Raw genomic sequence first — 23100 nt, 5'->3', positions numbered from 1 at the left:
ATCAAATGTCATGAAAGCCTCCTATAAAAATATAAGCCTTAAAATCCTGAAAATAACGGGAATAGTAATAGCAAGTATCTTGCTATTATTGTTTTTAATTCCGTTACTATTTCCAGGACAAGTCGCAGCCGAAGTAAAGAAAATCGCCAATGAACGTCTAGATACTAAAATGGATTTTTCTAAGTCCAGATTGTCATTCTTCACTCATTTTCCATCATTAACCGTTTCGCTTGATGATTTGTCCATGACAGGCTCAGCGCCCTTTAGCAATGATACTTTAATCAAAGCAGAACAAGTGGCTTTTGGTATCAACCTGAAAAGATTGATTTTTGACAATGAAGTTAAAATCAATAAACTGTACGTTTCAAAAGCGATGATTAATGTAATGGTTAATCAAAAAGGACAAGCTAATTACAATATTTATATTTCTGATCCTAAAAACATAAAAAAAGAAGATCAACCCGAAGAAGGAACTGCGATTCGATTAGAACGTATTGATCTTGAAGATTGTCATGTAAAATACAACGATCGATCCGCTAAAATTCTGGTCGATGCCAATGGTTTCAATTATGTTGGAAAAGGCAATCTAAGCGAAGATATTTTCGATTTAAGTACCGATGCTGATATTGATAAACTTGATTTTTATTATGACCGAACTGGTTACGTAAGAAGAAAAAGAGTTCACGCCGATTTAATTACCAGAATCAATACGAATGCGCTTTCGTTTATCCTGCAAAAAAATGAATTGCAGATCAATAAATTACCTCTAAAATTTACCGGTTTATTTACGATTTTAAGAGATGGTTATAAAATTAATATCAAAGCCGCTTCAGAAAATACCACTGTAAAAGATCTACTTTCCGTAATGCCACCAGAATATTTGACGTGGCTGGACGAAACGGAGATTTCAGGACGAAGTGATTTGCTTTTTACTTTTAAAGGAAATTACAATGTGGCCAAAAAACAAAAACCCAATTTAGCCTTCAATCTTAAAATTGATAAAGGGGCCATCAATTATCAAAATGCACCAGTTCCATTGACGGATTTTAATATGGATTTGAATGCGCTGTTGCCAGAGCTGGATCCTGAAAAATTAATTATCAATTTGAGAGCTTTACAATTTAAAGTGGGCGAAAAAGATTATTTCAACGCTTATTTAAGAAGCAAAGGACTTAGTGAAATGACTGTTGATGCCAGCGTAAAAGGAGCATTAGATTTAGCAGTTATTGATGCTGCAATAGGTTTAAACACCATAGATTTGAGAGGGATTTTAAAAACAGACATCAAAGCCAAAGGTCTTTTTAGTACTTCAAAAAAACTGTTTCCTAAAACAATTGGAGGAATTTCTTTGCGTGAGGGCTGGCTAAAAACCGAATCCTATCCTAACCCTATTACCGATATTACTTTTGTTGCAAACGTGTTGAATAAAGCCGGAACTTTTCAGGATTTAATTGTAGCCGTAGCACCTGCATCGTTTGTTTTTGAAGGAAATCCGATGTATGTAAATGCAACACTTTCTGATTTTGGTGATCTTGCTTATAATGCCAAAATAAAAGGCGAATTGAATGTGGGCCGCATCTATCAGGTTTTCTCTCAAAAAGGACTTGATGTTACCGGATATGCAAAAGCCGATCTTTCGCTTAAAGGAAAACAAAGCTATGCAACCACGGGACAATATGATAAACTCGATAATCGCGGAACTCTTTTGTTGAGAAACATTAAAGCCACATCAGAATTATTTCCAAAAGCTTTCTTTATCAAACAAGGAAATTTCCGTTTTCAGAATGAGAAAATGTGGTTTGAAAAATTCTATGCGTCTTATGGAAAATCTGATTTTGATATTAACGGATACCTTCTGAATACCATAAATTACTTTTTGGAGTCGCACGGAACTTTGAACGGAAGTTTCAACATGAAATCAAAACGGATTAATATTGATGAATTTATGGCGCTTGAAAAAGGCGAAAACACAGATCGAAACCTTGAAGTAGAATATGCCAAAGAAGATCATCCAAAAATGAGCGGTGTTGTTATTATTCCAAAAAACTTAAACGTCGCGCTTACAGCAAATGCTGATAAAGTGGAATATAAGGGTTTGGTTTTAAACAAACTTGCGGGTAAAGTCGAAATTGCAAAAGGTGGTTTCTTTTTAGAAAACACCACTTTTGATATCATTGATTGTATTCTGGGCGTTGATGCTACTTACAAAGACGAAACACCAACAACGGCCCATTTTGCTGCCCATTTCACAGCCAAAGATTTTAGTATACAAAGAGCTTACAAAGAAATTCCGATGTTTCATGACATGGTAACAGCTGCGGAAAAAGCACAGGGAATTATTTCTGTTGACTATACTGTTAAAGGAGATTTAGACGGAAATATGGCACCCATTTATGCTTCTCTTGAAGGAGGAGGAACTATTAATTTGCGTGATGTTCAAGTTAAAGGATTAAAATTATTTGACGGAATTAGTTCACAAACGGGACAGAAAGGTCTAAATAATCCTGATTTAAAAGGAATTGAAATTATATCAACCATCGATAATAACTTAATTCATATCGAGCCCTTTACCTTTAGCGTAGCGAGTTTTCGACCAACCATAAAAGGTACAACAAGTTTTGACGGATTATTAGATTTAAGAATGCGTTTAGGATTACCGCCTTTTGGAATTATTGGTTTTCCGATTGTTATCACGGGAACACATGAAGATCCTAAAATCAAAATTTTTAGTAAAACCGGTCAAAAAATATACGATGCCCTTTACGATGAAAAAAATAATAAAGTCATTCGGGAAGAAAAAGTAAGTAAACGAAAAAGTTAAACGAAAATGGAAAATAAAAAACCAAAAGGCCAATGAAACTTCGATCAACAGAAACTTTCTGGCCATTAAAAAGCGCCATAATATACAGTTATCCATCTATTGATGAGGATATAAACACTGAAATTTTAATTATTGGCGGCGGAATAACAGGCGCTCTTATTGCGTATAAATTAATCAATGAAGGAAAAAAAGTGGTACTTGTAGACCGTCGGGATATCTGCAACGGAAGTACGGCTGCGAGTACCGCATTATTACAGTACGAAATTGATGTTTCGTTGCATGAGCTTATCAAATTAAGAGGTTTAGAATGTGCAGTTGACAGTTATAAAAATGGCAAACAAGCCATTTTTGATTTGGGAAACATAATTGAAACGATAAAAAGCGACTGCCAATTCGAATTCAAAAAGAGCATTTACTATTGCTCTTTTAAAAAGGATATTCCGTTTTTAAAGCACGAATTCAAAACCCGAAAACAAAATGGTTTTAATGTTAATTGGCTTGAAGAATCAGACTTAAAAAAAATGGGTTTACACGCCATGGCCGCAATAGAATCGAATACAGCAGCCGTTATGGATCCGTATCGACTGGCGAATGATTTACTGCATTATTGCCAGCAAAAAGGTATGCAAATTTTCGATCGGACTAATATAACTTCTATTCATAAACAAAAAACAAAATTAACTGCTCATACGGAAAACAGGCATCTTATAACCGCAACTCACATTATTCACTGCAGCGGTTACGAGAGCACCGAAACGCTTACCGAAAAAGTGGTAGATCTTAAAAGTACGTATGTGATTGCTTCTGAAGCTTTGCCAGAAGTACCAAGTTCTTTTAAAAACGCTATTTTTTGGGATACCGGCTCACCGTATTTTTATTTTCGCATCACAGAAGATAACCGAATTATAATGGGAGGTGGCGACGAAGAGTTTAAAGATCCTATCAAGCGAGACAAATTATTACCTAAAAAAGAACAGTTTCTTTTAAGGCAATTCCAGAAAAGATTCCCTGATATCAATTTCAAAATTGATTATTCCTGGGCCGGAACCTTTGGAGAAACAAAAGACGGACTTCCCTATTTCGGAAAACCAAATCCGGACAAAAACGAACATTACGTCTTAGGTTTTGGAGGAAACGGAATTACTTTCAGTGTTTTAGGAATGAATTCTATTTTGGATTCTATTAATGATAAAGAGAATAAGGATTTGGAGTATTATCGGTTTGGACGTTGATTTTAGGTTCAAAGTTGCAGAGGTTCAAAGTGACAAAGGTCTTTTTTCGCTTTGCTCCTTCTTGTAAAAATAGATCCCCTAGCCCTGATAGGAGCGGTATCCTTTTATGGTGGGGTTCACCATAAAAGATACAAGCGGATAGCAGGTATCAGCTCCTAAAAAAACTAATAACTCACAAGTAAACCTTTGTCCCTTTGAACCTCTGCAACTTTGAACCTGTAATTACGCAGTAATAGCTAAAGGATTCAAATTAAATTTATACTCTTTTGGACTACAATTAAATTTTTGTTTGAAGATTTTTGAGAAGTAACTTCTACTAGTAAAACCAATGCAATATACTATTTCTGAGATATTTAAGTCTGAGGTTCTAATTAAAAGTTCGGCTTTTAGAACTCTCATATGCGTGATATAATCATTAACAGTTCGGTTATGAATCATTTTGAAACCTTCCTGTAATTTGTTTGGAGAAAGACCTGATTTTTTGCTTAACGATTTAATGGTAAAAGGCTCTTCCGGAGAATTTTTGATGAATTCTGAAAGTTCTTTTATTTCCTCCATTTCTCTTAAAGTCAAACAATTTGCATCTTTTGAGAAAGCATTCAAATCGTCAGTATGTTGCTGAATTTCCATTGCCAGAATAATTCTCAAAATACCTTCTTTCAGCAATTTTCTTACAATTCCGGTTTGAGTTACAGCATTTAGTTGTTCTATTTTTTCAGCAATTTGAAGATTGTACGAACCCAGATAAAAGAAATCCTCATCGTTACTACTTTCAAAAAATGTTTCTTTTACTTTATCACTCAAAGAATTGTCCAAAGCATAAAGTTGATTATCAGCTTCAGTTCCTACAATAATTAAAGTAAATTTTGTGTTTTTTTCTTTCTCAAAAAACAAAACATTATCCTGATTTACTTTAGAAGTAGTTATAGCAGTCTGAAAGGTTTTAAACTTTCTTTCTTCACCCAAAACACCAAAACTATGCGACAAGCTTCCCTGCGAACAATAGGCAAAATAAATTGGTGCCGTTTTTACATTTGTGATATCGATTCGAACATCAACAGCAAAATTCATATCAAATTGCACGTAGGAAATATTGTCATTGAAAGAAGCTCCAATTATAGATCCTTTGGCACTACTATTATTAACTTCTAAAGTAAACTCATCTAAATCAGAAGTTACCTTTCCTCCAAAATTAGAGTGTAACTGTTCAAAAATAGCGTCAATTTTTTCTGTATTAATAGTAACTGTTTTCATTTTGCTTGTAATTAAAATTGAGATTCAACGTTATAGCTTTCAATAAAGAAGGAATTCATAAAGTAGCTGAAGACCAGAAAATCTATAACGCCAAAGTTCGTTTACCAAACCCCTAAAATTGTTATATAATTTTTGTAATTTGTTTTATAATTACTTATAAATGATTATTTTAACATATAATAATATTAAGATCTCTAAGTATAAACATGAAAAGCTTTTCATTCGCCCCAATCACTTCACAAGACGCTAACATTTTGATTCTAGGTACAATGCCCGGAACAAAATCGTTAGAACTCAATCAATATTACGGGCACAATCAGAATAATTTCTGGAAATTTATGTTCCATATTCTAAAAGAAGATTTCTCAAACGACTACCAAACCAGAAAAGCAATTTTACAAAAAAACAACATTGCCTTATGGGATGTATTACAATTCTGCGATCGCGTAGGAAGTCTCGACAGCGCCATAAAAAACGAAATAGCCAATGATTTCGAAACATTCCTTACAGAACATCCAAACATCAAAACCATCCTTTTCAACGGTCAAAAAGCCGCAGCCTTTTTCAAAAAATACGTTCCCCTAAAAAAAGAATATCACCTGATAACATTACCATCCACAAGCCCCGCCAACGCAGGAAAATCTTTCCAGTCAAAATTAGAAGAATGGGAAAAAGCTGTAAGCCGCAGGCTGTAAGCAATAAGCTTTAGGCTATAGGCAGTAAGCTGTAAGCTTTAGGCTCTAAGCTTTCTCTTGCATCTTGCATCTTTCCTCTTGCCTCTAAAATCTATTTTCTATACTCTATTTTCTTACATCTTACTTGTCACAATTCACAATTCACCATTCACAATTAATAATTAAGTTGAAATCATATAACATTCTCAAATTAAAATATAACAAGAAACACCTCTGATTAATTTAATTTTACTTCAAAGAAATAAAGCCATTTGAAACTGAGTAAAATGCAATTGAGGCTTTTTTTAAAATATAGATATCAATAAGAAAACCCCAAAGCAAATCTTTCGGGTTTATATATAAGAGACATTGGTTATGTTAGTTTATTTTGAAAAAAAAGCTATTCTATTCATAGGGTAGCTTTTCTTTTTTAACTTTAATCCTAAAAACAAAAACTATGAAAATTCAAACCTATTACAACCACATACGTTTTTACACTCCCCATCATTTTGTTTATTATCCCGTTTTAATAATCTTTCTCATTGCCAGTATTTACCTCGCATTTACTACAGATCAACCGTTAATTTGGTCCTTTATAAGCGTAGCTTTTATATTCCTTTTTTGCCTTGCCTTTATGTTACGCCAGCATTATGCCTTAATTTTGCAAAACCGAATCGTAAGATTAGAACTGCGCTACCGTTATTTCACCCTAACCGGAAAACGACTAGAAGAATTCGAATATAAACTAACTGATGATCAATTATTTGCCCTACGATTCGCACCCGATAATGAACTAATTCCGCTCCTCGAAGACGCTATAAAAAACAGCCTTCCCGGAGACTCCATAAAAAAAGCCATAGTCCACTGGAAAGCCGATTATAATAGAGTGTAAACAATTTCAAAAATCAATGACAATTGCAAAAATCAATTTCAATAAAAAGTCATTCAGGAGTAATTTGAATTAGCTATTGTCATTAATTTTCCTCATTGAAATTTGACATTGATATTGGCATTGATATTGGCATTGATATTGACATTGATATTGACATTGATATTGATATTTTTGACGTGCCACCTTTTAAAAAAAGGCCCAATCAACTTTGCGTTCATTGGGCCTTTTCTTAAAAGCTGTCGGGCTATCCACGCTACTTCGGCAGTTAGCTCCTATCCCTCACGCAATCCGTTTTCATAAGAAGAGTTAATGGATTTACAAAATTCCAAGACACTTTAACAAACAAAAAGAGGCGCACTACTGTGCGCCTCTACGTGAATATCTTATAATTATTTTGGCTAAAGCCCTTCACTATCCTCTATTACAAACTCCAGCTAAAGCTGGAGCCTATTCAAAAAACCTCAGTACCTCAGTACCTCAGTCTCTCAGAACCTTCAAAAAAAGCTCTGAACCTCTGCCCCTTTGCTCCTTTGAACCTCTCAAAAAAAACTCTGAACCTTTTAAGAACCTCTGCCCCTTTGAACCTTTCAAAAAAAAACTTAGTACCTTAGTATCTTAGCAACTTAGAATCTTATTTCACACTCTCAAACCCCTCCTTCACAATTTCCTTCTCCACCTTATCAATCAATTTATTCGTTTTTCCGGTTAAACGCTCTTTTTTCCAATCGCCTTTCGCATAAATAATTAAAGTGATCAATCCCGTTACAACAGATGAAATAGGGAAAGCCCACCAAATTCCGACTTTACCAAGCGAAGTATTATGCGATAAAATATAAGCCAGTGGAAACTGAATCACCCATTGTGAGACTAAAGTCAAAATCATTGGGAGTGTTGTATTTCCAACCGCTCTGAAAACTCCGGTTAAACAAAGCTGCAAACCAAGAAATCCCCACGAAAGACAAGTAATTCTTAATAACTGAGTTCCGCCTTCGATTACCGCCTGATCATTCGGAACGAAAAAGGCAATAAAATACGGCGCAAAAGCGTAGGCGATAATCCCAAGTCCGCTCAATAAACCGAAACCTAAATAACCACCTAATTTTCCAATCTGAGCGGCGCGCGCAATATTTCCCGCACCAATATTCTGCCCAACTAAGGTTGCGATAGCCATAGAAAGTCCTAAGGCCGGAATCAAAATCAGCTGAATTAAATTAGAACCCGCTCCGTACGAAGCAACCGTTGTCGTACCAAAATGTACAATCAAAAACGTAATTGCCATCATACCGATCGCACGCATCGATTGCTCAATTGAGGATGGAAAACCAATTTTAAACGCTTTTTTAATGTGTTTGTAATCTGGTTTAAAATCTTTCAACTGGAGGTGAATTCCATGTTTTCCTCTGAACAAAATGAAAAAACCAATAACAATCGCCAGACTCTGAGTTGATAAAGTCGCCAAAGCAGCTCCTTTTACACCCATTGCCGGAATAAAATTCCATCCAAAAATAAACAAAGGATCTAGTGCAAAATTCAGAATTACAGTTCCCAAAACAATATAAACCGGTAAAGTCACACGACCAACCCCACGCATCACGGATTGGAAAATCATAAAACTAAAACTGAATACAAGACCAATAAAAGCGACACGCATAAAACCCAAAGCGTCTTTATAGACCTCTGGTGTTACATTCAGCACCTCCAAAAAATACGGACTCAGCCAATATCCAATAATCGATAATACTACCGAAACACTAATCACCATCAACAAAGTTTGCGCGGCGACATGATTGACCATTTCCTGCTGTCCGGCTCCAAAATATTGCGCAATCAAAATCGAACCTGCAATGGCAAGACCCGTTCCTAAAGCAATCGTTAAAAATATAACCGGCGTACTCACAGACACCGCCGCAACAGCATCTCCGCCCAAACGCCCCACCCAAAAAGCATCCACCAATTGATAAGCGGCCTGTAATAGATTGGCAATCATAATTGGCACCGCCAATTTTAATAATGAAGACAATATCGGCCCTTCTAATAATTCTTTTTTATTCATTTTCTTATTTTACAATTTGTTTTACCAATTGATTTTTATCCTGATAGCCATTGAGAGTGACACTCTTTCTTCTTTCTTCTTTCTTCTTTCTTCTTTACTCTTTACTCTTTACTCTATATTCTCAAAAAGTTGACATATCAACCTTTAATTCTTAAAAAAAATCAAGATTGATCTAATCTATCCGCATAATTTCTAATGGTTTCCAAAGCTTCAATTCTTTCTTTTGCAGAAAATACAGAAAGCACCTCATCTTCTGATTTTTTCATTAACGCACGAATAACTTTAGCTAAAGCAATACCTTCTTCTGTAAGGCTTACCACATTTTTACGCTTGTCAGTTTTATCTTTTCGCACCACAAGTAAATTCTTTTTTTCTAAGGCATTGATGCTTCTTAAAATAGAAGATTTGTCACGCATTGTCTTATCTGAAAGTTCTCTTTGAGACAAATCTTTATGTTGTAAAATCATGATTAACGGCAATTGTTCTAACTGCAGCGTGATTCCGGCTTCGCTCATTAAAGCATTTGTACGACGAAAAAGAGCCTTTTTAATTCGGTGAATCTGAAATAAAAAACTGTCTGCAATTTCAGCACTAAAAGCTTTACCAAATGGTTCTGAATTTGTATTTGTGTCTGTCATGATGCAAAATTACAAAAAAGAGTGACATGTCAACTAATTTTAACAAAACCTATAGCTTACTGACTATCAAAGGAATTAATCAAATAATAAAAGCAAAAAAATGAATTGCATGATTTTTTTTGTTAACTTTAATTGTTAAAACTATCCACCAAAACTTAAAAATAAATCTCATGAAAAAATTATTTTCTTTATTGATTATTTCCTTTTTTTGGTTTTCGGCAAATGCACAGACTACTGCTGAAATCGCTACCGAGAATACTTTACCTGCCTTACAAGATAATTCCGACACCCCTCAGGATTATGATCCTGAAGATTTGCCTTGGCATGCAAGACGCTTTAAGTTTAACGCCGGTTTCTTTTTCCCCACAAATAGTGCAGAGGTACAAGTAGGCACAAACAATGGCGATTCTGGAAGTCTGATTGATTTTGAAAAAGACTTGGGATTTAATAGAACTTCTACATCATTTGCCGCTAGTTTTGAGTGGAGAATTTCAAGAAGATCAAGACTAGGAAGTGAGTTTTTCTATCTAAAACGAACCTCAACCAAGAAATTGGAAAGAGACATCGAATTTGGTGATAATGTCTACAATATAAATACAACTGTTTCATCATTTCAGGACACTCAAATCGCTCGTATATATTATGGCTATGCCTTTATATCAAAGCCAAAATATGAAATTGGAGCTCTTATTGGAGCGCACGTTTTATTTGGTGATGTTGGTTTAAAAGTTGAAGGAGAAAATGCACAAGCAGAATATAAAGATAATTTTGATTTTACCGCGCCACTGCCTGATTTGGGCCTTTGGGCAGAGGTTGTTTTAGCAAAAAAATGGGGACTTTATGTAAATACGAACTATTTCGCCCTAAAAATTAACGATATCGACGGCCGAATATTAAGTTATAACCTATCTGTTTTATATAATGTCTACAAAAATTTTAGTTTGACTGCCGGTTATACTGGTTTAAATATTAGAGTTGATGTCGAAAAAGAAAGACTGAACGGATACTTTAAATGGGGATACAATGGTCCAACCCTAACCGCTACCTACTCTTTCGGAAATCATGTTAAACTTTATAAACACTAATTTTAGTTTCAGGTTTCAGGTTTCAGGTTTCAGGTTTCAGGTTGCTTGACTTTGAGCATAAATTTTACCGCAAAGTTCGCTAAGTTTTTTATCTAACTGTATGTTTAGAAAACACAAAGTTCGCAAAGCTAGATTAACTCAAAGCTTTGCGAACTTTCTTTTTTGTAAAACCATTGAAGTAATAAAACTTAGCGAACTTTGCGATAAAATTACCCGTCTAGCTTGCAACCTGAAACCTGAAACTTGGAACAAATAACAAACCCGACATCTTCTAAAAAGATATCGGGTTCATTGCCAAACTCAAACTTAACTTAAATAAACTTAAACTAACTCAATTATTTCTGCATTGGAGAAAATTTTATAGCTGCTCCTCCGCCAGCTGCGAGTTTAATATCTAATACTGTTTTACTGTTTACTTTTTGCTTAGAAATGGTTACCGGATACGGATTTGTTTTATAATTCGCTCCTGCTCCATCGGCATAAATTTCGGCTTCGTATTCTTTTCCTGCATCCAAAAATGACAATTGCACTTTAAGATCTCTAGCGTCTTTGTTTGTAATAGAACCTAAATACCAGTTTTTCTCGTCCCAGTCTTTACGCACAATAGTTGTATATTCTCCAATTTTAGAATCTAAAACTTTGGTATACGACCAGGTACACGGAACGTCTTTTATGAATTGAAATTCCGGTTTTCCAACATAATTTTCAGGCAAATCTGAAGCCATTTGCAACGGACTGAAAATAATAACATACAAGGCCAGTTGATTTGCTAAAGTCGTTTGTACTCTGGCTCCCGAAGGTGTTTTATAATCAAAATTGAAATTCCCCGGCGTATAATCAAACGGTCCTGATAACATTCTTGTAAAAGGTAAAGTCGTCAAGTGTTCGGGAGTATTTCCTCCATCAACAGACCAGGCGTTATATTCCTGACCTCTTCCGCCTTCCTGAGACATGAAATTTGGATATGTACGCTGAATTCCGGTTCCTTTCATAGGTTCATGGTTGTCAATCATAATATGATATTTAGCCGCCGTTTCGATTACTTTTCTGTAATGACGTGCTCCGTATTGGCTGTCGTGCCATTCTTTTTTATCTAAATATTTGTTGACATAACCCGTTTTAACAGAATTCACGCCCATTTTCTGATACAGTTTAAAAGCATCTTCCAATTGGCTTTCATAATTTTTGGTAGCCCCTGCCGTTTCGTGATGCCCAATTAAACGAACATTTTTGATGGCCGCATATTTGGTAATTTCTTCCAAATTAAAATCAGGATACGCTTTTACAAAACTAAATGCAGATCCATCGGCTGTCCAGTCGCCATCCCAGCCCTCGTTCCAGCCTTCTACCAGAACGCCGTCAAAATTGTTTTTCGCAGCAAAATCAATATATTCTTTTGTATTCTTAGTTGTCGCCCCATGTTTCGGCCCTTGCCCCCAGGTGAATTTTTCCAAATGCATTCCCCACCAAATTCCAATATATTTAGAAGGTGTAATCCATGAAAGATCATCAATTTTTGAAGGCTCATTCAGATTCAGCATTATAGTTGACGTTGCAACATCACCTGGTGTTTTTCCAACTACAATAGTTCTCCAAGGCGTTTGAAAAGGCGTTTCAGCATAAACCTTTACACCATCTGCCCAAGGCACCAAATCGCTTTTGTATTGTTTATCACTTGTTTTCAAGAGTGTCATCGAAGCAAAATCAGTCAAATTAGCTTCGTGAATCGCAACGTACAATTTCTCCTTAGTTTCAAAAGTGGCCGGAGTATTGATTGTATCGGTTTTACTGATTAGTGTTTTGCGATACGTGCTTTCGTAATAACTATTTTCGCGGTGCACCGGAATCCACCAAACATCATTATCCGACTTAAAAGTGAACTCTGTAACTTCATTCGAAATTTTCACTTTCCCTAAATTAGGCTGTTTCGGAAAAGAATATCTAAAACCTACTCCATCATCAAAAACCCTGAAAATAATATCAACCAAACGTTCTTCTCCTTTTGCTTCTTTCAAATGAACAATCAATTCGTTGTGGTGATCTCTCCCTTTTTTGAATTCTCCCCAAGGTTGTTCCCAGGTTTCATCTGATGTTTTTTCTTCGGTGGAAACCACTTCAAAACCTTCAGTCATTTTTTGAATTCCCTGAAACTCAAATCCCATTAAAGAAGGCTCAATAACCGATTTTCCACTGGATGTAAAACTGTATTGAGGCTGACCTGAAGCAGTTAATTCAAAAACTAATTCAGTGTTTTTTCCCGGAGAGCTGATTTTGTATGTTTTTTTAGTACTGGCACTGCAAGCGTAAATCAAAATTGACGCAAAAAGAATTAAACAGTATCTATGTGTTATGTTTTTCATTATTTAATTGTATTAATTACAACTCTTATTTTATTTCGCTTATTAACTGTTTCGCTTTTGCTGGCTGCATCGAAACAAAATAATTAAAAGCCTGATCTAATTTTTTCTGGGCATCGGCATTGCCTTTCTTTTCTACTCTTAGGTTATACAATTTGCTTATATCTGCAAAAAAGGATTCGGTATTTTTTACACCGGCAAAGGTTTTCACTTTTTCGATGTAAGTATAGCCAAATTCTACTGTTGGTTCGAACATGGTTCCTTCTCCAAAGTCATTCCATGTAATCAGTTGCAGGTAATTTAAATTGGCATTTTTAGCTAATGCAAGCGTTTCATCCAATGTGGCTCCGTTATTATGTTCAATCGTCCAACCGATGGCGGAACCACCACCACCTTCGGCATAAAAATCTTTAAAACCAGGATAAGCACCTCCCATAGCAACTGAAAGTTTTGGTTTTGTGCTGGTATAGAAATTAGTCAAATAAGTGCTATTTTTATATACCCAGGCGTACTCGCCAGAGGCATTCGCACCCGCTTCAACAGATTGATCCCACAGCGTTAAAAAAGTAGGTTTTGTAGTCAGCGTACCAAAAACATTGGTCCATTCTGCAGGTGTTTGCAATACAATAGGTCCAAAGTTCAACAACAATGGCTTCCCGTTTACTTTGATGTAATTGGCATCATCAAAATAATTTTTCTCCATATAAGCTAAATCAGTTTTGGCCGCGCTGGTTACCGAAATTGCTTTTCCGGCATTGACAACATTTGTCGTTACTCTGTCTTCATAAACAATGGCATATTCCAGTCCTACTTTGTCTAACATGGCAATAAGTTGTTCTGTATTTTCTTTTACCATTCTGTAATCATTAACATCATAAGTGCCATACCAATCGATCAAAACACCATCAATTCCTGAATATTTCATCAGTAATAAATGATTTTCAATCACATTTTTATCACCAGAATGATACGGGCCAATTAGAGGATAATAATAAGATGCAATTTCTCTACGATTATTTGCTCCTATCGTATTCGGGTTTTTGTTGGCCATTGTCCAGTGATATCCCCATTTTTTATCGGCACTACTTTCATTGGTTTCAAACCAGGGCATGTAATGCACATAAATTTTGGTGCTATTTGCTTTTTCAATCGCAACAGGCTGAATTGTTTCTGGTTCTGTGGGTTTATCTGAACCTTTGTCATCACTGCTGCATCCAGCGGCGACTAAAATGTTCATGACACCAAAAAACAATAATGTGATATATCTTTTCATATTGAAATACTTTTTTGTTTTTATGATTGGTCGTAGTTATTTTTTTTGCCACAGATTAAAAGATTTTCATAGATTTTTTAATCATTTTAATCCGTTAATCTGTGGCTAAAATTTTCTCTCGCAGATTTCGCAGATCTGGCTGATTTTTTTTTAAATCATTCTTCTCCTTATAATCTTTGGCTAAAATTATTTCACGCAGATTTAAAATGATTTAAGCAGATTCTGAAAGATTTATTTAAACTCATCAAAATAAATCTGCAGAATCTGCAGAATCTGCGAGAGACAAAAATTACTTTTCAATCCTAATAATCCTTTATCCCGATAGCTATCGGGAGTGGCGTAAAATCTTTTTTTAAAATATGTCAGCCTTCCACGACTAACCAACATGGAAGACTGACATTCAATAACCTAATTCAGAGGATAACCAGGATTCTGTTTCAGGTTTTTATTTGTAGTTAAAACAGTACTTGGAATAGGAAAAATTGCTCTGTATTTTTCTGTTGCTCCTTTCTCCCACCATGGCAGGAAGAAAGTTCCAAAACGAATATTATCTGTTCTTCTTCTTCCTTCAAAAGTAAATTCCTTTAGCAATTCCTGATCGATAAAATGAAGATCGATTGTTGCTGGCATTTCTTCTCCGGCACGCGCTGTAACTTGTTGTAGAAATGGTTTTGCCAAATCTGCAGATCCCAAGCGAACGTAACATTCTGCCTGCATCATCAGGATTTCAGCATAACGAATTACAACTAAATCATGATCGCGTTCCCATTGTTCTCCAGCTTTCATTTCATATTTACCCAAACGAACACCTTCATTTTCTTTAGCATCAGCAACACTTGTTACTTCTTCTGTATAAGTCAAAGGTTCTCCGTTATCCATAATGATAACCTGTCCGTTTGCCAAATTGATCTGATCTCCGGCAACCATACATTTTTTTCTTTTGTCTGTATCTCCAAAAGCAGAATAAACACCTGGTTGTGCACACATTCCGTTTGCACTCCAAGGATAATCTCCAATTGCTGAAAGTGTCAGTTTATGCAAGTAATGACAAGACATTGATGACATATAGTTTCCAACTGTTCCTGCTTTTGAATCATAAGGAATAGCAAAAATAATTTCAGGTGACTTTTGATTTTCAGTTGCAAAATTCGCAAAGAAATCAGGTGCTAAAGTATATCCTGTAACTTTCTGACACATATCGATGCAATCCTGCCAACGTGCTGTACCTATATAAGCTTCAGAATTTAAATACAATCTCGCCAAAAGAGAATAGGCTACATTTTTTGTAAACTTAGAATAGACTACGTTTGCTGTTAAATGCGGAATGGCATCCAGCAATTCTTTCTCCACAAAATCATACACTTGTTTACGGGTAGAATTCGATGGTAAAGCTGTATCTTCAAAATTGGTTACTATTGGCACATTTCCGAATAAATCCAAAAGATTATAATAGTAATATGCTCTTAAGGCTTTTAATTCGGCATAAATTGGCGTTTTTGCTGCATCAGTTAAAGACGATTTATCGATTTGATAAATGATCGAATTGATTTTTGCAATTCCGCTGTAATTGTAACGCCAGGCCGAAAGAATCATACGATTATCTGCTTTCCAGGTGTGTTTTTGTGCATCCTGGTATTGTCCGCCATCGTACCAGTTTGTTCCTCTGGTAGGAATTGTCGCTTCATCAGAAACCGTTTCGTTTAAAAAGAATACATACTCGCAGGTTGGATAATTATTGGATATCGCATCTGCAAATCCTCTTAACGAAGAATACGCACCTCCAACTAATGCATCAATTTCTTTGGGAGTATTTCCAAAATTCCCATCTTCTACCCTATCATATAATTGTTCATCTAAATCGGTACATGATGATATCGTAAAGAGCATGCTTATTAATAATGCTGCTGTTATTTTGATTTTCATTTGTTCTATTTTTGAGTTAATCGCTTAATTATTAAACGTAAAATTTAATCCAACAGAAATTGTAGTTGGTCGCGGATAATTGTTGTACTTATCGATTCCAGGCGCTGCTAATCCCGTTTGATCTTGACCATCTTGTGCATTTAAACCAATCTCCGGATCTACACCTTTATAACCTGTAATTACAAACAGATTCTCTCCCATAGCATAAACTCTGAATTTTGATGATTTCGATTTCAAAGGCAAAGTATAACCCACTGAAAGTGTCTGAAGTCTGAAGAAAGAAGCATCTTCGATCCAGTAATCTGAATATTTTGGAGATGAAGTAAGACCGCTGTTTAAGAAATCATCTGGCACATTATAGGCTGGTAATCTGTTAGGATCATTCAACATCATATTGGTCGCATTTAATGCTTTTTGGCCAAACATTCCGTAACCCGAAACACCTAAATCAAAATTTCCATACGTAAAATTCATACCAATACCTAAACTCAAATCTGGCTGAATATTTCCTAAATCGGTTTTATCAGCATCTGTTAGAGCACTTTCTGCCACTACAGCTCCAGCTGCATTGTAGTATTGAATTTTTCCATCAGCGTCAAGTCCTGCATTTTTGAAACCCCAAAAGGTTCCAACCGGATATCCTTCAGCAATAATTTGAGAATATTGTCCGGACATACCAGCTAATCCATGTAAAGATCCGCTGTAAATTACATCTGTTTCGTAAGTTGTATTTGACAGTTTTTCGATTTTCTGAACGTTGTGTCCTAACGTTAAATTAGCATTCCATGAAAATTTATCTCCTTTTATGATGTCTGCATTCAGCGTAAGCTCCACTCCTTTGTTTGACATTTCACCAACGTTTGCCAACATAGTTCCTACTAAATAAGGAGGCTGAGGAACTTCATAAGTGTATAATAAATCGTCTGTTGTTTTTGAATAATATTCGAATGATCCTGTTACTCGGTCAAATAAGGTAAAATCGACACCAATATTTAATTGTTTAGTAGATTCCCATTTTAAGTCAGGATTTGGATTTTGTTTTGGAGAATAAGCCAAACTCCAGGTTTGTGTAACCGGATCGTAATAACTGTCATTTCCAACTCCTAAGATTGAAAGCGATTTATATTCGCCAATTCCGTCCTGATTACCTGTAACTCCGTAACCTACTCTTAATTTTAAATTGCCTAACCAGTCTTTTGTACCACTCATAAATTCTTCGTTAGAAATTCTCCATGCTGCAGAAGCTGATGGAAAAGTTCCCCATTTATTGTTTTCTCCAAAACGGCTTGAACCGTCTCTTCTTACTGTTGCAGTAAACAAATATTTGCTATCAAAACTATAATTAGCACGAGCATAAAAAGAAACTAAATTTGATTTTCCTTTATAAGAATACACATCGCCCAAACGATAATTATATCCGGCACCTAAATTGTTATAACTAAAAGCATCTGATACAAAACCACTTCTTTGTGCTCCAAAACCTTCATAAATATTCTCTAAATAAGAGTATCCACCTAAAGCACTAATAGTGTGTTTCCCAAAAGTTTTATTGTAATTCACATACAATTCTCCTTGTGCGTTAGTGTATTCTGCGTACGTTTTTTGAGCATAACCGTCTTCTGTTCTTCCTTCCATAACAGCATAAGATGGTTTGTAAGTACTTCCCTGAACTGCATTATGTTCTAATGAAATATTTGCCACAGCAGTAAAATCATTTAAAAACTTAACTTCAGTTTTAAAATATCCTAAAAGTCTGTGTCTTTCATTATCCACTGTTCTGTTGGTCAAAATTTCAACCGGATTTTCATAAATAGTTCCTCCAACTGAAGTAAATTCTCCATTAGCATCATAAACCGGAATCGTTGGATTTAAATTGTATGCACGCTCAAAAATTCTGTAATCTAACGGGTGCCATTTGTCGATATTAGCGAATAAACCCATATCAAATTTCACGTCTTTATTATCTCCAAGATATTGGTAGCCGCTAACGTTTCCGCTCAATCTTTCCAATCCAGTCGATTTGATAACACCTTCATTATTTAAGTACGAAAGAGACATTCTGAAACCGCTGTCAGCCTTACCTGAATTGATGCTTAAAGTATGCGATTGTGAAATAGCGGTTTGTTCGATTGCTTTTTGCCAATCTGTATTTCCACCATAATCAATTGCATCCTGATTTCCGGTTTGGCGTATATAACCTCTCCATTGGTTTGCTGATAAAAGATCTAAGTTATCGTTTACATAACCAAAACTTGATAATCCGCTATAGGTAACAGAAACACCTTTTGTTCCTGATTTTGTAGTAATGATGATAACTCCATTTGCTCCTCTTGATCCGTATATGGCTGTCGCCGAAGCATCTTTTAAAACGTCTACCGATTTAATATCAGAAGGCTGAACCACATTGATATCAACACCGGCAATTCCATCCACCACAATAAGCGGACTGTTGCTTGCTGTTAATGAAGTTCCTCCACGCAAACGCAAAGTAGAACCTGCTGCAGGATCTCCTGAAGGACGAATAACATTTAATCCCGCTACTTTTCCTTGCAGAACCTGCTCTGTAGAAGAGATTGTTCCTTTTACTAAATCGTCTGCTTTAACGGTTGAAATAGCTCCGGTTAAATCTGATTTCTTTTGCGTTCCGTATCCGACAGAAACAACTTGTACTTCTGCCAACTGATAACCATCGTTTTGTAAACGAACATCAATATTAGCCTTGGTTGCTGATGTAATTTGTACTTTCTGAGTTGTTGTTCCTATAAAGGATACTTCAATCGAACCTCCTACGGCTACAGACAAAGTAAATCTTCCGTCAAAATCTGTTGTGGTGGCATTTTTAGTACCCACCTCAATTACCGAAGCGCCTGGCAACACAGTTCCTGTATTGTCATAAACGGTACCTGATACCTGCTTTTTTTCCTGAGCAAACATTCCTGCCGAAAGAAAAAGCATGAAAATCATGAATACCACAGTTTTAGTAGTCCACAGATCCTGCAGGACTATTTTTTTATTTTTACTATTCATTATAATGATGTTTTAATTTGATAGTGAATTATTTGTCTAAAGTTTTAAGAGGAATCGTGGTATCCGAAATTGTTTTATCCTTGTTATCTTTTACCAAAACATGAATTTCCGTTAAGCCCGGAATTCCGTTAAGCTCAGAAACCAAATTGACAAATCCTTTTATCTCAGCTGTTCCTCCGGCAAATTCACCTGAAATCACTTTACTGCCCGCATTAATTGTATAAATTAGTTTGTTTACACCTGGCTCGTTGTTTTTACGCGACATTCCAAGGAAATCTCTTTGACTGATTTGTAAAGGGAAAAATCCAAATACTGGTGGCGGTGGCGGAATATATTCTCCGGCGTAAATTATCTGATCACCAGAATTTGTTGTCCAGTCTTTTGCTACGAACAGAAAAGTAATGTTTTCCATAACAAAACCCGGTTCTGTATTATAATATTCCTGTGGAATCAAATCCATTCTGTAAAAACCATTTCCTAAATCTTTCAATTTTGTTTTTTCAGATACTTCCGGAATCCAGGCCTGATATTCCTGTAAAACGGCCCAATTGTTTAATCCACTATGAAAATGCACACTCGGAACACCATTAAAGCCGTCTTTTAGGTTTGAATTAAATAAAATACTAACCGGTTTGTCAATTGTTGGTTTTGTTGGATACGATCTGATTAACTCATTAGCAGTATAAAATGAAGAAAAATCAGTATAAGCTACATTGGCTACATCACTTTGCTTTGATCCGTTTTTGTTTTTTAAACGAAACCAAAATCCTGCGCTTGCTGCAATTTGATCTGGAGTTTGAGAAAAATAAACGGTTGGCGTCAAGGTAAAACTCCAAACTTTATTTCCTTCATATTTCAGTTTGGCAAAATCTGAAGAATTTTCCCAGTTTCCTGCGTCTGGTTCTGATGGAGACCACATCCATAAATATAGATCTTCGTTTTCTGCAAAAGTGGATGCTGACATATCAAAATACCATGTCACCTGTTCATCGTATTTGTAAACTACTGGATATGATGAGATTGAACCAACAGCTCCTGCAGCTTCTTGTGCCTGAATAAAATTAGGCGCCATCAAAAGGGCAAGTAAAATTGTATATATAAACTTTTTCATATGTATGTAATATTTGTTTTTTGTCGGAATATGGTATCGCCATTCTTTGTTCCAGTTTGTAATTTGGAATCATGGCGATTTCATAATACTTCTTAATTAATAGCATTTAATTTAAATACATAAGACACAAAAGGAGTTCCGTTTGAAGAATGTACCAACTGAAATTCCATTTCGTCGTTGCTTCCCGGAACTGATGTTAATCGAAGTTCATCTGTTTTTTGTGTTTTTTGAGCGTCGCTGTACAAATAAATTCTTACTGCACTGGCATTTGTCTGTTGAAAATCGGAGCTTAATTTCCAATATCCTTTTGGCGCGAATAAAGGAGGAACATTACCCATAACCTCGTAACTTGTTGGCTGGTTCTTTTCGTCTACGCTGAATCTGATTTTAAAATCCTCGTAGTTAAAGTACGTACTCAAGTTTTCTTCGTTTGGCTCGATGGCATTTGCTTTCGCAGCTTCATCTACCATTTTCAAATTTGTTAATCCCCAATCTCCGTTTACTTTCTCATAAATGGTAATTGGATCAACATAGCTTCCGTCATCAATACTGTCACAGCCAATGGCAAACAGACACATAATAACAGCTAACCAATAAATACTTTTACATCTCATAAATTTGTGGTTTGTTTGTTAGTTTTTTTGTCTCATTAAAGACAGAACGAAGCTAGATGTTAAAAAAACCTAAAAAAAAAAATCTGATAAAAATCAAGATGTAATTCAAATATTTTTTTATTCAACAAACTGGAAATCAATATTTTATGATATTTTTGCATTTACAAAAATCAAGACGTTGTTTAGATGAAAAATAGCATATAAATAATGGTATTTATGACAATATGTAAATTAAAGTCTATATTTTTTTCACTATACATATATATTATTGCTTTTTATTGTATAATTGCAAATTATTAGACTACTTTTAACATTTAGATCTTATTTTTGTTTGATGATCTAAATTATATAGCTTTGTTATTAAGAGAATTACCATATCCTAAAAGCTATTAAATCATCAACAGTCAATTATTTTACCCTGAATTAAAAAAACGAATTAACTTAACTAACCAAAAAGAATTCTACCCTTAACCAAAACAAATTATGCAAAGAATATTCATTCTATTTTTTTTTATTGCAGGTTTTTCTCTAACTGCGAAAGAGACAAATCCTGTTCTGGAAGAATTAGATAAAGTGCTTCTTAAAAAAGACGTTTACTTAAAACAGAAGTATCGTAAAATTGAAGCCTTAAAAAAAGACATATCAAAATTTACCGTAAGTCAAAACAACGAACAGCTTTACAATACTTATATGTCGTTGTTTGACGAATACAAATCATTCAAATATGACTCCGCTTATTATTATTTAGAAGAAGCAAAAGTCAAGGCGATTGTTTTAAAAGATCCTAAATATTTGGCTAAAAGCCGAATTAAAGAAGGTTTTGTTTTACTTTCATCCGGACTTTTTAAAGAAGCTATCGATACATTGAATGTCATTGATGATCAAAAGCTCGATCAAAAAAACAAATTCGAATATTATTCCATAAAAGCACGTGCGTACTATGATTTAGCCGATTATAATAAAGATCAGCGTTTTAATATTCATTATGTACAACAAGGAAATCATTTTCTGAAAAAAGCTTTAGAATTAATAGGAACCAATACTAATGAATATTGGGCTGCCGAGAGTTTAAAAAGATTAAAACAACAGGATTGGCGTGGTGCGGAATTCGCCTTCAGCTACTGGATCAACAATTACAAATTACCATCTGATTATTACGGAATTGCAACTTCAAGTCTCGGTTATATTTATTCAGAAAGGGGCTATACCAAAAAAGCCATTTATTATCTGGCACTTGCCGCTATTGCCGATGTTAAAAACGCCACCAAAGAAACGGTTGCCCTTCGGAATTTAGCCAATGAACTCTTTAAAATGGGTTATTTGGATAAAGCCAACGAATACATCAATATCGCGATGGACGATGCCACTTTCTATAATGCCAGACATCGAAAAATTGAGATTTCCACGATCTTACCGATTATTGAGAAAGCACAATTGAATAACGTAAAAGAGAAAAATGATAAACTGGAAAGAATCATTATTTTATTGACAATTCTTACTGTGATTATTGTTTTGTTTCTGATAATCATTTTTAAACAATTAAAAGAAAGAAATAAAGCACGAAAAATAATGGCGTCTTCGTATGCACAACTTCAGGAAATGAATATTAGTCTGAGTGAGGCCAATGCCATTAAAGAAGAATATATTACGTATTTTATTAAGGCGACATCGGCGTTCATTAATAAAATAGATCATATTCAGAAAAGTACACTTCATAAAATCATTACAAAAAAAACAGATGAAGTTATTGCAAGTTTGAAACGCTACAATGTGAAGGAAGAACGCGAGAATCTTTTCCATCAATTTGATGAAATCTTCCTAAAATTGTTCCCCACTTTTGTGACCGATTTTAACAATCTTTTCCCGAATGATCATAAATGTATCGTTAAAAAAGGAGAACTTTTAAACACAGAACTCAGGATTTTTGCCTTGTATAGATTAGGAATTCAGGATAGTAGTCAAATGGCAGAATTCCTGGAACTTTCTGTAGCTACCATTTATACCTACAAAACCAGAATCAAAAGTAAATCTGATTTTAAAGATACATTTGAAGAGAAGATCATGGCGATTAAGACGATTTAATTTTAAGGTTTGCCACGAATTTTCACGAATTATTGTAAGTCCCAGCGGGACGATATATTTATAG

At 35.1% G+C, this 23100-nt stretch carries 15 protein-coding genes; 6 read left to right on the top strand and 9 right to left on the bottom strand.

Annotation, left to right across the window (positions count from 1 at the left end; all coding sequences use genetic code 11):
• Nucleotides 1-10 precede the first annotated feature (10 nt).
• Both BUA98_RS14295 and BUA98_RS14290 read left to right on the top strand, forming a co-directional pair.
• Entirely contained in the window at nt 11-2821 is a 2811-nt protein-coding gene (locus BUA98_RS14295) for an AsmA family protein (RefSeq protein WP_072973621.1), read from the top strand.
• A 32-nt stretch (nt 2822-2853) separates the two neighbouring features.
• Nucleotides 2854-4053 (top strand): NAD(P)/FAD-dependent oxidoreductase, encoded by a 1200-nt coding sequence (locus BUA98_RS14290; RefSeq protein WP_072973619.1) that lies wholly within the window; start codon nt 2854-2856, stop codon nt 4051-4053.
• 222 nt (nt 4054-4275) lie between these two features.
• On the opposite strand, the gene BUA98_RS14285 is transcribed toward BUA98_RS14290, so the two are convergent.
• Nucleotides 4276-5307, bottom strand: a complete 1032-nt coding sequence (locus BUA98_RS14285; protein WP_072973618.1) for a helix-turn-helix domain-containing protein — start codon at nt 5305-5307, stop codon at nt 4276-4278.
• A 206-nt stretch (nt 5308-5513) separates the two neighbouring features.
• On the opposite strand from BUA98_RS14285, the gene BUA98_RS14280 reads away from it, so the two are divergent.
• Together BUA98_RS14280 and BUA98_RS14275 are read left to right on the top strand one after the other, a co-directional pair.
• On the top strand, nt 5514-6002 hold the full coding sequence (locus BUA98_RS14280; RefSeq protein ID WP_072973617.1) for a DNA-deoxyinosine glycosylase: 489 nt from the start codon (nt 5514-5516) through the stop codon (nt 6000-6002).
• 436 nt (nt 6003-6438) lie between these two features.
• Entirely contained in the window at nt 6439-6873 is a 435-nt protein-coding gene (locus BUA98_RS14275) for a DUF6526 family protein (protein WP_072973616.1), read from the top strand.
• A 631-nt stretch (nt 6874-7504) separates the two neighbouring features.
• On the opposite strand, the gene BUA98_RS14270 is transcribed toward BUA98_RS14275, so the two are convergent.
• The gene (locus tag BUA98_RS14270) at nt 7505-8926 is read right to left on the bottom strand and encodes an MATE family efflux transporter (protein WP_072973615.1); all 1422 of its coding nucleotides are present in this window, start codon (nt 8924-8926) and stop codon (nt 7505-7507) included.
• A 161-nt stretch (nt 8927-9087) separates the two neighbouring features.
• Nucleotides 9088-9564: a MarR family winged helix-turn-helix transcriptional regulator gene (locus tag BUA98_RS14265; RefSeq protein ID WP_072973614.1), complete on the bottom strand. Its 477-nt coding sequence runs from the start codon at nt 9562-9564 to the stop codon at nt 9088-9090.
• A gap of 170 nt (nt 9565-9734) precedes the next feature.
• Between BUA98_RS14265 and BUA98_RS14260 the strand changes: the two genes are divergently transcribed.
• Nucleotides 9735-10649, top strand: coding sequence for a hypothetical protein (locus tag BUA98_RS14260; RefSeq protein WP_072973613.1), 915 nt, complete (start codon nt 9735-9737; stop codon nt 10647-10649).
• 335 nt (nt 10650-10984) lie between these two features.
• Here the strand turns inward: BUA98_RS14260 and BUA98_RS14255 are convergent, their stop codons facing one another.
• The 6 genes from BUA98_RS14255 to BUA98_RS14230 all read right to left on the bottom strand — a co-directional run bounded on the left by BUA98_RS14255 (nt 10985) and on the right by BUA98_RS14230 (nt 20954).
• Nucleotides 10985-13009 (bottom strand): glycoside hydrolase family 97 protein, encoded by a 2025-nt coding sequence (locus tag BUA98_RS14255; RefSeq protein ID WP_072973612.1) that lies wholly within the window; start codon nt 13007-13009, stop codon nt 10985-10987.
• A 25-nt stretch (nt 13010-13034) separates the two neighbouring features.
• Complete coding sequence (locus tag BUA98_RS14250; protein ID WP_072973611.1) at nt 13035-14279, bottom strand: glycoside hydrolase family 99 protein; 1245 nt, start codon at nt 14277-14279, stop codon at nt 13035-13037.
• A 408-nt stretch (nt 14280-14687) separates the two neighbouring features.
• Entirely contained in the window at nt 14688-16202 is a 1515-nt protein-coding gene (locus BUA98_RS14245; RefSeq protein WP_086065327.1) for a RagB/SusD family nutrient uptake outer membrane protein, read from the bottom strand.
• A gap of 24 nt (nt 16203-16226) precedes the next feature.
• Nucleotides 16227-19229: a SusC/RagA family TonB-linked outer membrane protein gene (locus BUA98_RS14240; RefSeq protein WP_072973609.1), complete on the bottom strand. Its 3003-nt coding sequence runs from the start codon at nt 19227-19229 to the stop codon at nt 16227-16229.
• 28 nt (nt 19230-19257) lie between these two features.
• On the bottom strand, nt 19258-20340 hold the full coding sequence (locus BUA98_RS14235) for a hypothetical protein (protein ID WP_072973607.1): 1083 nt from the start codon (nt 20338-20340) through the stop codon (nt 19258-19260).
• Nucleotides 20341-20432: 92 nt separating this feature from the next.
• Complete coding sequence (locus BUA98_RS14230) at nt 20433-20954, bottom strand: DUF5004 domain-containing protein (RefSeq protein WP_072973605.1); 522 nt, start codon at nt 20952-20954, stop codon at nt 20433-20435.
• 483 nt (nt 20955-21437) lie between these two features.
• On the opposite strand from BUA98_RS14230, the gene BUA98_RS14225 reads away from it, so the two are divergent.
• Nucleotides 21438-23036, top strand: coding sequence for a DUF6377 domain-containing protein (locus BUA98_RS14225; protein ID WP_072973603.1), 1599 nt, complete (start codon nt 21438-21440; stop codon nt 23034-23036).
• The last annotated feature ends 64 nt before the right edge of the window (nt 23037-23100 follow it).

This window comes from Flavobacterium saccharophilum, assembly GCF_900142735.1.
GTDB lineage: Bacteria > Bacteroidota > Bacteroidia > Flavobacteriales > Flavobacteriaceae > Flavobacterium > Flavobacterium saccharophilum.
The sequence above is the reverse complement of the archived record's forward strand: the minus strand, read 5'-3'. Positions and strand labels throughout refer to the sequence as shown.

Excerpts from the sequence above, each read along its gene's own strand:
- BUA98_RS14295 (WP_072973621.1), top strand. The coding sequence starts at position 11 with ATGAAAGCCTCCTATAAAAATATAAGCCTTAAAATCCTGAAAATAACG.
- BUA98_RS14290 (WP_072973619.1), top strand. The coding sequence starts at position 2,854 with ATGAAACTTCGATCAACAGAAACTTTCTGGCCATTAAAAAGCGCCATA.
- BUA98_RS14285 (WP_072973618.1), bottom strand. The coding sequence starts at position 5,307 with ATGAAAACAGTTACTATTAATACAGAAAAAATTGACGCTATTTTTGAA.
- BUA98_RS14280 (WP_072973617.1), top strand. The coding sequence starts at position 5,514 with ATGAAAAGCTTTTCATTCGCCCCAATCACTTCACAAGACGCTAACATT.
- BUA98_RS14275 (WP_072973616.1), top strand. The coding sequence starts at position 6,439 with ATGAAAATTCAAACCTATTACAACCACATACGTTTTTACACTCCCCAT.
- BUA98_RS14270 (WP_072973615.1), bottom strand. The coding sequence starts at position 8,926 with ATGAATAAAAAAGAATTATTAGAAGGGCCGATATTGTCTTCATTATTA.
- BUA98_RS14265 (WP_072973614.1), bottom strand. The coding sequence starts at position 9,564 with ATGACAGACACAAATACAAATTCAGAACCATTTGGTAAAGCTTTTAGT.
- BUA98_RS14260 (WP_072973613.1), top strand. The coding sequence starts at position 9,735 with ATGAAAAAATTATTTTCTTTATTGATTATTTCCTTTTTTTGGTTTTCG.
- BUA98_RS14255 (WP_072973612.1), bottom strand. The coding sequence starts at position 13,009 with ATGAAAAACATAACACATAGATACTGTTTAATTCTTTTTGCGTCAATT.
- BUA98_RS14250 (WP_072973611.1), bottom strand. The coding sequence starts at position 14,279 with ATGAAAAGATATATCACATTATTGTTTTTTGGTGTCATGAACATTTTA.
- BUA98_RS14245 (WP_086065327.1), bottom strand. The coding sequence starts at position 16,202 with ATGAAAATCAAAATAACAGCAGCATTATTAATAAGCATGCTCTTTACG.
- BUA98_RS14240 (WP_072973609.1), bottom strand. The coding sequence starts at position 19,229 with ATGAATAGTAAAAATAAAAAAATAGTCCTGCAGGATCTGTGGACTACT.
- BUA98_RS14235 (WP_072973607.1), bottom strand. The coding sequence starts at position 20,340 with ATGAAAAAGTTTATATATACAATTTTACTTGCCCTTTTGATGGCGCCT.
- BUA98_RS14230 (WP_072973605.1), bottom strand. The coding sequence starts at position 20,954 with ATGAGATGTAAAAGTATTTATTGGTTAGCTGTTATTATGTGTCTGTTT.
- BUA98_RS14225 (WP_072973603.1), top strand. The coding sequence starts at position 21,438 with ATGCAAAGAATATTCATTCTATTTTTTTTTATTGCAGGTTTTTCTCTA.